This window comes from Pareuzebyella sediminis (assembly GCF_008367235.1).
Taxonomy (GTDB): domain Bacteria; phylum Bacteroidota; class Bacteroidia; order Flavobacteriales; family Flavobacteriaceae; genus Pareuzebyella; species Pareuzebyella sediminis.
Window position 1 is genome coordinate 1,458,546 of sequence record NZ_VTZS01000001.1, and the last position, 14,341, is coordinate 1,472,886.

Genomic DNA, 14,341 nt, shown 5'->3' on the forward strand with positions numbered 1-14,341 from the left:
ATGGACCTTTTGAGTGATAGTTTCGGGTTGCCATCAATTTTTGATTAAACTTTGAGTGTAAACAGTCCCGTCTTGCAAGATAATATGTATCTGATAAACTCCTTTTGTCAACCAGGAAATATCGATACTTAGGGCAGTGAGAACCAGAGAAGAATTATCCATTTTTTTTGTCAACATAAGCTTCCCGTTGATATCGAATATCGATAGTTTCGATATTACGCCATCCCCAACGGTTTCTAAATAAACGATATCGTTCGCTGGGTTAGGTACTAAACTGATTGCAAATATATTCTCAGAAGGACTTAGCACATTTGAATCGGTATCTTTGATCTTCAAAGTAGAAGTGGCGGCCCCTATATCAACAGGGCATCCCATCACCTCCACCTCGGCCATGTGCAGGATCCCGTTGCCCGAGAGCTGTACCCGAACGTAGCGCCCCTCCGCATTGAGCGGTACCGTCTCCGAGGCACCCGCGGGGCCCGGGAAGTACGCCCCTGTGACGTTGCCGTCCTCCAAGAGTTCCTCAAGGGTCGCGCCCGCCGGGAAGGGCGCCGCGGAGACCAGTACGTAGAAGTCCCGAAGACGGGACTGGTTCCCGTCGCTGCGGTTGTAGAGCACCACCTGGTCCACCGTATGGTCCGCACCCAGGTCCACCTCCCACCAGGGGCGGTACTCGTTCTGGGTGTGCTGCAGGTCAGCGCTCCAAGGGGAGGTCCCCGTGGTGCTGCCGTCCACAGCATAGGAGGCCGAACTGTTCCCGTAGGTGCTCGACATCGACGACGTGCCGCCAAGGGCCACGTTGGAAAGTACGCAGCCCCCGCTGCCGACCGTGGCGACCTCGATATCGTAACTGTCCGACTGCACGCAGCCCGAACCGTCGTCGTAGGTGTAGGTCACCGTATAGGTGCCCGCGCCAAGGCCGGGGTCGAACGTACCGTCCGTGCTCGCCCCGGACCATACCCCGCCCGAAGGGCTGCCCGTGAGCGCCTGGACCGGGTCCGTGTCCAAAAACGGGCCGACGGGCGATATCGCAACGGTATCCGAACCGTCGCAGGGGGAGGCCTGTAGGAAGCATCCCATCACCTCCACCTCTGCCATGTGCAGCATCCCGTTGCCCGAGAGCTGTACCCGAACGTAGCGCCCCTCCGCATTGAGCGGTACCGTCTCCGAGGCACCCGCGGGGCCCGGGAAGTACGCCCCTGTGACGTTGCCGTCCTCCAAGAGTTCCTCAAGGGTCGCGCCCGCCGGGAAGGGCGCCGCGGAGACCAGTACGTAGAAGTCCCGAAGACGGGACTGGTTCCCGTCACTGCGGTTGTAGAGCACCACCTGGTCCACCGTATGGTCCGCACCCAGGTCCACCTCCCACCAGGGGCGGTACTCGTTCTGGGTGTGCTGCAGGTCAGCGCTCCAAGGGGAGGTCCCCGTGGTGCTGCCGTCCACAGCATAGGAGGCCGAACTGTTCCCGTAGGTGCTCGACATCGACGACGTGCCGCCAAGGGCCACGTTGGAAAGTACGCAGCCCCCGCTGCCGACCGTGGCGACCTCGATATCGTAACTGTCCGACTGCACGCAGCCCGAACCGTCGTCGTAGGTGTAGGTCACCGTATAGGTGCCCGCGCCAAGGCCGGGGTCGAACGTACCGTCCGTGCTCGCCCCGGACCATACCCCGCCCGAAGGGCTGCCCGTGAGCGCCTGGACCGGGTCCGTGTCCAAAAACGGGCCGACGGGCGATATCGCAACGGTATCCGAACCGTCGCAGGGGGAGGCCTGTAGGAAGCATCCCATCACCTCCACCTCTGCCATGTGCAGCATCCCGTTGCCCGAGAGCTGTACCCGAACGTAGCGCCCCTGAGTGTTCAGTGCAATCGTCTCCTCGAGACCGGCCTGGCCGCTGAAATAGAAATCGGAAACATCGGGGTCCGACTCCAGATCGGATATCGTCGCCTGAGAAGATATCGGTGTTATCGAAACGAATACGTGAAAATTGTTCAAACGGGTACTAAAGGAATCATTACGGTTGAAAATTTTCAGGTTCTCCAAAATGTACTCGGCACCCAGGTCCACCTCCCACCAAGGAGTGACCTCGCTCTGGGTGTGCTGCAGGTCAGCGCTCCAAGGGGAGGTCCCTGAGGTGTAGCCGTCTATCGCCAATGACGCCACGCCGTTCCCATAGGTGCTCGACTGGGAAGCCGTGCCGCCAAGGGCCGCATTCGAAAGTATACAACTGCTCTCTACAGTAATAATTGATGTTGAAATAAAATTGCCATCATTGGTAGTTACCCTGATGGTTACTACACCCGGGGAGACCCCCGTCACAAGGCCGGAGGCGTCGACCGTAGCCACCGATTCGTCGTCCGAGGACCAGGTAACGCCCGTGTCAGTAGCGTCGACCGGGGATATCGTAGCGGTGAGCTGTTCGGTAAGGCCCTCGGTCACCGTAGCCGTATCGGGGGACAGTACCACGCCGCTCACGGGGATAGGCGCCGGGGAGACCGCCACTAGGGAGGTCGAGGTAAAGCCGCCGTCGTCCGTCGTGGCAGTGATCGTGGCCGTGCCCGGGGAGACCCCCGTCACAAGGCCGGAGGCGTCGACCGTAGCCACCGATTCGTCGTCCGAGGACCAGGTAACGCCCGTGTCAGTAGCGTCGACCGGGGATATCGTAGCGGTGAGCTGTTCGGTAAGGCCCTCGGTCACCGTAGCCGTATCGGGGGACAGTACCACGCCGGTAACATTAACAATAGGTGGACCGTTAAAAAAATCAAAGACGGTACAAGGTATTATTTCAGAAGGAATTGTTCCATCGCCTTCACTAGGCCTTCGCCAACCCACGGACAAATTGTCGCCACCATAACCTTCATTCATTAATGCCTCAATGTAATAATTCTGGCCTGCGACCAAATTAATACCGGCAGACTTTTGTGTAGGATACTTGTTCCATTCACTAAAATTAGACCAAAGATTATGATACGCGATACGAATTTTGTTAGCCTCGCTTGTATCGCTACTTAAATTAAGTTCAACAGCATCATCCCCGGAAATCCAAAAATAATAGGTTCCTGTTTCTGGAGCTGTTAGAATTCCCCTGACCCGCACACCGTAATTATCAGCCACATTAATTGGAATATTAAACTCATATAACTCGTCTGTCTGACTCGGATGATCGGGAAAGTTGGTGTCACTTTTTAAATCAGCGATAGTAGTTCCCGATACATTAGAATACGTTTCCATAATAATACGGTCTGGGCATGGATCCGTCATTTGATTTATCCAATCCTCAATCAATTGTACCGCCTTATCATCAATTTTATTCTTCGCCAAAGGTGGCATTCTAACAGCCGGATCAGTACTATTAATTCTATGATATAAAATAGACGTATTAATGTTACCTGGTTCGACTATCTTTTCATTGGGTATCCCTAAAGTTTCAATAGGACTGGCCGTTAGAAGACCTGTTTGCGCAATATCCAATTTCATTCTCAAATCGAACTCCCCTCGATTTCCCGTACCTGGCCTATGGCAATAGGCGCAGTTCAAATCTAAATAAGACCGTGCTTTATCATCTATAGTTGCCGTTTGATCATCGATGGACTTATATGTTAATAAGTTATTTGTGTCGGAGTCAGTTATTGATTGATCTAATATTCCTAAATGGCTTAAGGTAACTAATTGATTTGCCGTTCTACCCGTCTTAGGATAGGTATAATCTTTGTTCAAATATCTTGTTCTAGTTCCTAAAGTTCCTCCGGAAGTAGCGTTGTGGCAACTGATACAATCGCTAGTACTTGGGTACTGCCAAGTTTGCGTACTCGTACTACCATCTGCTAAGGCAATGTTAATAGTTTCGTCAAGACCCGTGGTAAGAAGCTGGGCATCAGTCTGTTGATCATTCCATTTGTAAGTGACATAATAGAAGTTACCATCATCACCTTTAATAGAAAATCTAGTCTCTATTTTTTTTGTAATAGAGGGATTATTTTCATCTATGGGCAATTCAAAATGTTTTACCAGCACAGAACCAATCGGAAAATTCCAAACATCTTCTTCCGAGTACCCAATTTTTTCTCCTGGTGTATCATGCGTACCATCGTTTGGTATACCCACCCACCTTTTTTTAAGGGCTCCATCAGACCAAAACGGGTCAATCAAATCATAAGGGATTAGTCCATCTGAAGGCTCCAATGTATTCAAATCTGTAAAAGCTCCAGTCTCCGACAGTAGTTGTGGTACGGTAAGGTATGGATTGTCTTTTGAAACCATTTTGTACAATGTAGACACCCCTAGTTTCATAATATAAAGCTCTGCATCAGCGTCTTCACCAAATGAAATTATGTCGGTCGATGAAAAACTTCCCAATTGGGTATAATCGCCTGTAGCGATGTCAATAGTCCATATCTCTTCCCCTACCCCATAGTCCGCACAAACATATTTACCTTGAAGTTCAGGAATTTCAGATCCACGATATACGTATCCGCCAATGATCGAATTGGCTGCAGATCGCGGAAAATAGGTAAGCGGTTCTTCATGTGGCATGTTGTTCAACAAGTTTGGAACACAAAATGTACTCATGTACAAACCTTCATACAGAGGCCATCCATAATTTTTTCCTTTTTTTACTACATTGATTTCCTCATGTCTTCCTCCACCAATTTCCCCAACGTAAAGATCACCGGTTGCCCGGTCTTTTGTCATTCTGTGAGGATTTCGATGACCCAAGCTGTAGTACTCTTCAAAATTGTCACCGGTAGGACTTAAAAAAGGGTTGTCATTAGGTATCCAATATCCATTTCCTGTGATCTCATCCGAAAACCCGTGGTCAGCAGGCATCGTTCTAACCGGAGCATGGCTTTTTGTCGGGTCTTGGGCTACATCCAGGCGAAGCACGCCACCATCAAGATTATTCGTAATATCCTGAGCTTTTTTGAAGGCTGTCTGATCACCGGTCGTTAAATAGAGAAACCCATCATCACCAAATAAAAGTCCCCCCCCTCGGTGCGTGGTACCGTACATTCTGAGTTTAAGTAAAATTTGTTCTGATGATTCTTGCACGTTAAATGTGGTTGGATCCATCTCGTATCGCGAGAGCACCAAAAAATTACCCCAATACTCTTCATTATTACAACTTTGGGTGGTATAATAATCAGGATAATCGGTACTGTTCGCATCCTCCGTCGTATAAAAAACATAAAAATAATTGTGCCCTGCGGTACCATATTCAGGATGTAGTGCCATGCCAAGAAATCCACCATCCCACACTACACCAACTTTATCCGAAAGATCGAGAAGTAGGTTTTTTTGAGTAACATCGGGTACTTTATCAAACCAGAATATTTGACCATCGCGTTGGCCAACAATTACTTTATTGGTATTTGAAACTTCATTGAAAGTTAAGGGAGAATCAAATGTTAGATTTGGAAAGACCGGCACGTAGGGCAATCCACCCGACAACCTAGCCGGAAAATTATAGTTTAAATAGCTGTTTAACGGTTCCGGATTATCCAAGCCAGACCCTGCAAAATAGGGAACGGCCCCTAGTAGGGTAAGTGATAGAGAAAGAAAAAGGTACTTTCTGAACTTTGAGCTTGGTAAAAAAAATTTCATACAGATGGTCTTAGCAGGATTGTAAAACAGGGGAAGTAGTACAAAAGAATATCAATTCATCATGCGTGTAGGGCGATAATCGATAATCTGCACGGTAATTTGTTGAAGTGTGCAAAAAGTTAAGAAAATGCTAAAATGCTCGTAAAAAAAATTCGTCGCGGTTTATTATAAAATCGTATCGGTATGCTCGACCTTATAGAGAAATGGAATGGAATTTTTTACAATCAATCAGCTCAAAAGAATTGGAATGTCTACCAGTTGAAACTTATTTACCAATTTATATTACAATGAAATATCAAATCAATAATCGTTTTTTTTTTGAAGGTTGTACTCGCTAACAATAAAATCTATGGACGAGATGACTATTTCTTCTTTTTCGCGTTCACACGAAATAGCAATAACATCCCCATTAAAAAAAAGACCCCCAAAAATATGGTCGAACTACGCATACTACCTGTAGATTGCGCAACAAACCCATAGATGAAAGTACCGATTACAATTCCTATTTTTTCGGAAGCGTCATACAAACTGAAGAACGACGCGGTATCCGTCGTTTCTGGAAGAAATTTTGAGTAGGTCGATCTTGACAACGCTTGAATACCTCCCATGATGAGGCCTACAAAGCCCGCCGCTATATAAAAATCGATCGGGGTCAACAGAAAATAGGCATAAATGCAGATACACACCCATAATAAGTTGAGTACAATCAAGGTTTTTATATTACCGAATATTTTAGAGGCCCTAGCCGTTAAGGTGGCCCCTAAAATGGCTACCACTTGTATAACCAATATGCTTATTATCAATCCTGTTGTTCGTTCACCATCAGAACCCCAAGTGATTTCTTCCTCGCCAAAATAGGTAGCTATTAACATAACGGTCTGTACCGCCATACTGTACACAAAAAAGGCGATAAGATAGCGCTTTAGACGCTTTTCCGTACCTAGCTGGTTCCAGACAGTTCTTAATTCCTTAAAACCGTTAAACACTATATTTTTATGTCGATTTGTTTTTTTAAAGCCTTTAGGAAGATGGTAAAAGGTGTACTGCGCAAAAACAATCCACCAAATTCCTACGGTGACAAAAGAATACTTCATGGCCCTTATTTCAGCGGCCTCACCTAAAGTGTCGACAATCCCGAACAAAGACGGTTTCATCACCATGGCAAGATTGACCAATAAAAGAAGTACACTGCCCAAGTATCCCATAGAAAAACCCTTTGCGCTAATCTTATCCTGTTGTTCGGGATAGGCAATATTAGGCAGATAAGAATTATTGATGGCAAAACTTACCCAAAAGCCGACCAAACCGAAAAAGTAACACGTTAGCCCAAAATAGATGTTCTCCAATGAAAACCAATTTAGGCCGATGCACGAAACACCGCCTAAATAGCAGAAGAATTTCATGAAAATTTTTCGGTTTCCTATATAATCCGCAATTCCGGACAACAAGGGGGTAACAATTGCAATAAAAAGGAAGGCCGCCGATGTGACGTAACTGATCAAGGGAGCGCGGGCAATTTCAAGCCCAAAAACAACTACCTTATCAATTTCTGCAATTCGAAAAAGAGCCCCATAAAAAATGGGGAAAATTGTCGAAGCAATTACAAGGCTGTACACGGAATTCGCCCAGTCGTAGAATGCCCAAGCATTCAATAGCTTCTTGTTTCCCTTGACTAAAATCGTTCTTGTCATTTAAAAATAAAAACCGCTCTAGAGAGCGGTTTTAAATATACGTTGATTTAATGGTAAATTATTGAAATGAGGTAACACCGAATTTTTTAGCCTCTTCTTTGGCAAGTGGTGCCCATTGTGTCAGATTGTTAATACGTGTATCGTTCGAAGGGTGTGTGCTCAAAAATTCGGGTGGGGCCTGACCCCCGCTTTTCGCCTTCATTCTCTTCCAGAGCTCTGCGGCTTCGGCAGGATCGTAACCCGCAATTGCCATTATCTGTAGACCGATACGGTCAGCCTCTGTTTCATGACTTCTGCTAAAAGGAAGCATTAAACCCACCGTAGAACCGAGGCCGTAGGCCTGATTGAACATATTTCTTTTTTGTGGGTCTTGTATGGCTACATTACCTGCGACAGCGCCTAATTGTTGAAGTGTTCCCGCACTCATGCGTTGTGCCCCATGATCGGCCAATGCGTGTGCTACCTCATGGCCCATAACTACGGCCACACCGGTTTCACCTTGGCAAATGGGCAATATCCCGGTATAGAAAACTATTTTTCCTCCGGGCATGCACCATGCGTTCACCGTTTCGTCTTTAACAAGGTTATATTCCCACTTATAATCCTTTAGGTACCCGGCATACCCATTTGCAGTCAACCATCGCTCGGCTGCCGAAGAAATACGTTGGCCCACTTTCGTAATCATTTTAGCTTCGGAAGAGTTTTCGACAACTTGATTCTCGTTCAAAAACTGATCATATTGTGCAAAAGCCATCGGAAAAATCTGACTATTAGGATAAAAGTTCAATACCTTTTTTCCTGTAAATGGATTTGTTTTACAAGCCACAACGCCCATAAACAAGATGAGTAAGAAAACTATTTTTTTCATGCTATTTACATTTTTTCAAAAAATAACGATACAAAAAAAATCATACTCCGGTTATACGCAATTGCGTAAAATCTTTGCTTAATTGAAAAATATTATTACCGTTTAATTTTATGTCATTTATTTCAACCTTCTCATTATCAACAAATATGCGCTCTATTTTAAATGGTAGGCCTCTCAAAGAAATTTTAAAGGTATCATAGGTAGTTATGAACGACCCATCTTTGAATTGCTGTACCGTCAATTCATTATCCTTTCCAAGAAGCTTGAAATTACGTAGGCTATATTTGCCGTTTTCATAAGCATATCCATCTTGGCCATCTTCATAAACCATTGAATTTTCCGAGCCTTTCTTATAATAGACTTCCAAAACCAATTCCGTAATTTCCTTTTCTCCCACATATTGTTGCACAGGATATTTCGGGATAATAGCCCCTGCTTTGATGAACAGTGGCATCTTATCGATATCGGCCTCTACCCATTTCTCTTTTCCACCCTCCACAATTTCATCAGACCAATAATCATACCAATCGCCTCTAGGAATGTACATACGGCGTCCTTTCGCATTGGGTTCTTGAATTGGGCAGACTAATATTTGTTCGCCGAAGATGAACTCGTCAGTTCTAAAATGGGTCTGAACATCTTCTTGATCGAAGCAGACAATTGGAAGTAATAGAGGTTTACCCTCCCTCGAATATCTCCAGAACATGGTATATAAATAAGGCAATAATTGATAGCGTAGTTCTATAAATTTTCTTACGATATCAGTAATTTCGTTGCCGAACGACCATGGCTCTTGATCTCCGTGGTCCCCACTCGAATGTACCCTACAAAAGGGATGAAAAACACCCAATTGAATCCATCGGGCAAATAACTCCCCATTCGGCTGTTCTGCAAAGCCACCAATATCGGAACCTACGAAAGAATAGCCGCTCATACACATACGCTGCATCTGAACATTGGCAATCCACAAATGCTCCCAGGTAGCCACGTTATCCCCGGTCCAGGTCGAAGAAAATCGCTGTGTACCCGAGTAAGCGGCCCGTGTTATTACTAAAGGACGTTTAGGATAAACGTACTTCTTCACTCCCTCATAGGTCGCCCTTACCATTTGCATACCATAGATATTATGGGCTTTTCTATGACTACAGGGATATCCATCATAAAAATGTCTCGTATCTAGAGGTGCTGTTTTCGTAGGCACTTCCATAACAGCAGGTTCATTCATGTCGTTCCATACTGCATGTACACCGATTTCCGCCATAAATTCTTTGTAAAGATCGGCCCACCATTCCCTGACCTGAGGGTTTGTGAAATCAGGAAAATGGCATTCACCTGGCCATACTTTCCCTTTCATGAACGGACCATCGGCTCTTTTACAGAAATAATCATTCTCCATCGCCTCTTTATACACCCAATACTCTTTATCAATCTTAATACCAGGATCGATCATCACCACGGTCTTAAACCCATCTTCCTCAAGTTCGCCGATCATCCGTTTAGGATCTGGGAAGAGATTGTTGTCCCACGTAAAACAACGAAACCCATCCATATAATCAATATCGAGATAAAGCGCATCACAGGGAATTTTCTTTTCCCTGAACGTCTGGGCAATTTCTTTCACCTGACTTTCAGGAAAATAACTCCACTTTGATTGATGGAACCCCAAGGCCCACATCGGAGGCAATTCGGGGGCACCCGTTAAATTGGTGTAGGCCCTGACCACTTTAAACATTTCAGGACCGTAGAAGAAATAGTAGTTCATCTCGCCACCATCAGCCCAAAAGCTAGTTGCTGACCGCCTTTCATGGGCAAAATCGAAATGTGTGCCAAAACTATTATCGAAAAAAATACCATAAGCCATGGCGTTATGTAGACCAATATAAAAGGGTATCGCTTTGTACAAAGGATCTTGATCTTTCCCATAGGCGTAGGAGTCGGTCACCCAATTACTTACCTTCTTGCCCTTAAGATTACTATGGGTGGCCTTGTCGCCCATTCCGTAAAAGCTTTCACTACCCTGAGTGATCTTGCCCATTTTCACAGTGTTCCCCCCATATTCATAATTTTCTTCCCAGTGAAAACCCAATTCGTCCTCATTGATAATATTTCCGTTCAAATCTGAAATCTGTATCCGTAAGGTTTGCTTATCTACAAGAATCTGTAGCTTCGAGGTTTCTATAATATACTCGCTTGACGTCTCAAGGATGTCGAGATGACTATATCCTCTGCGCGCATCTGGATCAATAGCATAAGAAAAATCGGGTTGAAAATTATGATCGGTTGCATATCGAAATCGAATGGTTCTATCCTGTACCACGGTAATCTCTAAAATCACTCCATTTTCGGTTGTGAAATAGAATTTATCCTTGTCCCTTAGATAATGGACGATATGGTTTGGATAAAGATTCCCTTTGTACTCTAGCTCGGTATTGGTTATCATTTGACGACTCTTTTCAAAGACCTACAAAATAAGTACATAATAGTCCAACTAGACAACGATTCAAATGAACTTTTATAATCAAGGTCTGAAGATTATTGAAAAATTACTATAGCCAGGGGCGGAATGGTCAGTTCTACGGATTGTTCCCGACCATGCCACGCTATTTTCTCGATGGAAGATATGGTGCTTCTTGTACCTGAACCCCCATATTTTTTATCATCACTGTTCAATATTACCTTCATTTCACCCGAAGTTTTTGGAATGCCCACACGATATTTCTCACGGGGGGTCGGCGTAAAGTTACAAGCTATAAAAACATCGTTTTTGGTATCGTGTCCCCTCCTTATATAGGTCAAGACCGAATTTTCATGATCGCCATAATCTATCCACTGAAAACCATCCGGACTAAACTGTTTTTCGTATAACGCCGGATATTCCTTATACACTTTGTTCAAAGCTTTTACCAAGTTCTGTACACCGGAGTGCACCTCATATTCTGTCAAATGCCATTCCAGACTTTGTTGAAAATTCCATTCCGAAGTCTGACCAAATTCCCCACCCATAAAAATAAGGTTGGTTCCTGGATGGGTGAACATATAACCGAACATGAGTCTCAGGTTGGCAAATCGTTGCCACTCGTCGCCAGGCATACGATAAACAAGCGATTGCTTGCCATATACAACTTCGTCATGCGATAGCGGTAGCATAAAATTCTCTGTAAACGCATACGTCATACTAAAGGTAAGGTCGTTTTGATGGTACTTTCTGTAGACCGGTTCCTTTTTGAAATATTCCAAAGTATCATGCATCCAGCCCATCATCCATTTCATTCCAAAACCCAGCCCTCCGTACATGACCGGTTTTGACACTCCAGCGAATGCTGTAGATTCTTCCGCGATCGTCTGAACATCTGGATAGTTACCGTATACCGCCTCGTTGAATTCGCGAATAAAAGAGAGTGCCTCTAGGTTTTCATTATTACCGTACATGTTCGGCTCCCACTCCCCTTCTTCCCTTGAGTAATCGAGGTATAGCATGGAAGCGACGGCGTCTACCCTAAGGCCATCGACATGGTACTGGTCTAACCAAAATAGGGCATTGCTGATTAAAAATGCGCGTACCTCGTTTCTGCCATAATTAAAAATTAAACTCTTCCAATCGGGATGATACCCTCTTCTGCGATCGGGGTGTTCATAGAGATGGGAACCATCAAAAAACCCAAGACCATGTGCATCTTCGGGAAAATGCGACGGTACCCAATCTAATATCACACCTACCCCGGCCTGGTGTAGTTTATCGACCAATAACTTGAAACCTGACGGGTCTCCAAATCGTGATGTCGGCGCGAAGTATCCTGTAAGCTGGTAACCCCAAGACGGGTCGTAAGGATACTCCATAATGGGCATAAACTCTACATGGGTAAAACCCATATCCTTCACATAGGCCACCAGATCTTCGGCAATTTCATTGTAGGAAAGAAAATCGCCATCTGCATTGCGTTTCCAAGAACCTAGATGTACTTCATATACTGAAAAAGGAGTGTCAAGCGAATTCTTACCCGTTCGATTTTCCATCCACCTTTTATCCTTCCATTCGTATTCGGCATTCCAAATAATGGAAGCCGTTCTGGGCGGGTGTTCACAGTAACGAGCGAAGGGGTCTGCTTTCTCGGTAACGGCCCCATGGTTGTTCGAATATACTTTATACTTATAGATCTCACCCACACCCACATCGGGAATAAAGCCTTCCCAAATACCACTGGCATCCCATCGCACGTTAAGACGGTGTTCATCATCGTTCCAGCCATTAAAGTTGCCGATTACCGATACCGACCTGGCAGATGGTGCCCATACAGCGAAATATGTCCCTTTTACGCCATTGAGTTCCATCGTGTGAGACCCTAATTTTTCATAAAGCCTAAAGTGCTTGCCCGACTTGAAAAGATTTATATCAAATTCCGTGAAAAGACTGAATACGGTTACCTGTGGCATAACGATGGTTATTTATCTAGTTTAGGCAAATCTAATGAACTTTAAAGAAAGCATAAGTACATTGTTCATTTACTTTAAATTCTTCTTATTTAAACACCAAAAGATACTGAATATTCAAAAATGGAACGCTTTTTGAAAGCACAATAAATAAATATGAATTACATCAGCATTAAATAAAACTATTATGAGAAAAACATCATTACTTATCGGCACATTTTTGACTCTATTCTTAATTTCCTGCGAAGGCCCCCAAGGACCTCCTGGATTTGATGGTCTAGACGGCCCCCAAGGTCCTGCTGGAGAAGATGGAATCGAGGGACAGGTATTTGAAATTGACGGCGTCGATTTTGCCTACGATCCCGGATCCAACCTTCAGAGTGCTATTATCAATTTTGAAGACAATACAGATTTTGAAGTGTTCGAATCCGATGCAGTCTTGGTCTATAGGTTCGACGGGGAAATTGAACTTAACGATGGTAGCCTTGCCAATGCATGGAGCTTAATACCTCAAAATTTCTTTACCGCCGATGGTACCATTCAATATACTTCCGCACATAACTTTGTGGATGTCGAAATCTTTATCGACGGCAACTACGATCTTGCGAACTTAAGTCCGGATTTTACACAAAATCAATTTTTCAGGGTCGTTATTGTACCTAGTGTTTTCTTAACATCCAAAATAGATAAATCGAATATTTCATCGGTCATGAGCGCACTAGGAGTTCAAGAAAAGGATGTAAGAAGAATCTCTTTGAATTAAGGCATTTCGCCAATATCAGGCATATTCTACAACCCCGCAATGCGGGGTTGTTTGGATTTTTATCCGCACTCCATCGAGAGAACTGGCAAATCCCTTAATCTTGAAAGGATTCGAAAATTATTCCGTCTAAAACAAAAAGAATAACATGAAAAAGATATATTCAAAAATAGCATTTGTATCGTGCCTGCTACTTGTAGGTTGTACGGGGAATTCACAAAAAAAAGAAGTCGCCAGAAAAGGTGATTCCCCTAAAGAAGAGCAGTTCAGGGTAACCAAGTCCGAAACCGAGTGGAAGAAAGAGCTGAGTGAAGCTGAATTTTATGTGCTTCGCAAAGCGGCGACGGAAAACCCGTTCACCAGTGATCTTTTGACAAATAAGGAAAAAGGAACCTATGTGTGTGCCGGTTGCGGCACTCCCCTATTTAAAAGTGAAACCAAGTTCAAATCAGGTACCGGTTGGCCGAGTTTTTATAAAGAAATAGAGGGCAACGTGGCCTATGATGTCGATTATAAAATTGGCTACAAAAGAACCGAAGAACATTGCGCCGTATGTGGTGGTCACCTTGGTCACGTTTTTGAAGATGGCCCTGCTCCCACTGGTTTAAGGCACTGTATCAATGGAGTGGCCCTAGATTTTGTACCAGAAGGAAAATAATTTCAGAACATTTAAGGAGGGGTAATAAGCCCATAAAAAAGTTACTGCAAATTCGATTCTAATTCCGGTGTAAATAACGTATAAGTGGGCAGTGTAAAACTTAATTCATAAGGAAAACAAAATAAATTAATGCTACGCTCAAAGTAGCGCAAATGGCCTTACCCCTTCAGATAGGTATCTCTTGTACTGCTGATTAACCTGAAAAATTTTCGAGTGACACTATCCCGCAAGAAAGTGTCTCATTGCCTCCTCTTTTCAAAAATCTTTAAGCGGCCGATCAAAACTGGTCGAGCGATATAAACTTTATTTGAACTTGGTATTTGCTGCTTGAATTATGT

General features: G+C 44.5%; 7 protein-coding genes. 2 read left to right on the forward strand and 5 right to left on the reverse strand.

All coding sequences use genetic code 11. From position 1 onward, the window contains the following. Window positions 1–33: 33 nt before the first annotated feature. The 5 genes from F2B13_RS06160 to glgB all read right to left on the reverse strand — a co-directional run bounded on the left by F2B13_RS06160 (window position 34) and on the right by glgB (window position 12,588). Complete coding sequence (locus tag F2B13_RS06160) at window positions 34–5,598, reverse strand: galactose-binding domain-containing protein (protein WP_149303609.1); 5,565 nt, start codon at window positions 5,596–5,598, stop codon at window positions 34–36. Between the two features lie 362 nt (window positions 5,599–5,960). Further along, window positions 5,961–7,289: an MFS transporter gene (locus tag F2B13_RS06165; RefSeq protein WP_149303611.1), complete on the reverse strand. Its 1,329-nt coding sequence runs from the start codon at window positions 7,287–7,289 to the stop codon at window positions 5,961–5,963. Between the two features lie 58 nt (window positions 7,290–7,347). After that, window positions 7,348–8,157 carry a M48 family metallopeptidase gene (locus F2B13_RS06170; RefSeq protein ID WP_149277508.1) on the reverse strand — a complete coding sequence of 270 codons (810 nt, stop codon included), beginning with the start codon at window positions 8,155–8,157 and terminating at the stop codon, window positions 7,348–7,350. 40 nt (window positions 8,158–8,197) lie between these two features. Next, on the reverse strand, window positions 8,198–10,597 hold the full coding sequence (locus F2B13_RS06175) for a glycoside hydrolase family 31 protein (protein WP_149303613.1): 2,400 nt from the start codon (window positions 10,595–10,597) through the stop codon (window positions 8,198–8,200). Between the two features lie 92 nt (window positions 10,598–10,689). After that, the gene (gene glgB / locus F2B13_RS06180) at window positions 10,690–12,588 is read right to left on the reverse strand and encodes a 1,4-alpha-glucan branching protein GlgB (protein ID WP_149303615.1); all 1,899 of its coding nucleotides are present in this window, start codon (window positions 12,586–12,588) and stop codon (window positions 10,690–10,692) included. A gap of 184 nt (window positions 12,589–12,772) precedes the next feature. Between glgB and F2B13_RS06185 the strand changes: the two genes are divergently transcribed. Together F2B13_RS06185 and msrB are read left to right on the forward strand one after the other, a co-directional pair. Further along, a complete protein-coding gene (locus F2B13_RS06185; RefSeq protein WP_149277511.1) occupies window positions 12,773–13,348 on the forward strand; it encodes a collagen-like triple helix repeat-containing protein in 576 nt (191 codons plus the stop codon). Window positions 13,349–13,493: 145 nt separating this feature from the next. Further along, window positions 13,494–14,003, forward strand: a complete 510-nt coding sequence (msrB, locus tag F2B13_RS06190; protein ID WP_149303617.1) for a peptide-methionine (R)-S-oxide reductase MsrB — start codon at window positions 13,494–13,496, stop codon at window positions 14,001–14,003. The last annotated feature ends 338 nt before the right edge of the window (window positions 14,004–14,341 follow it).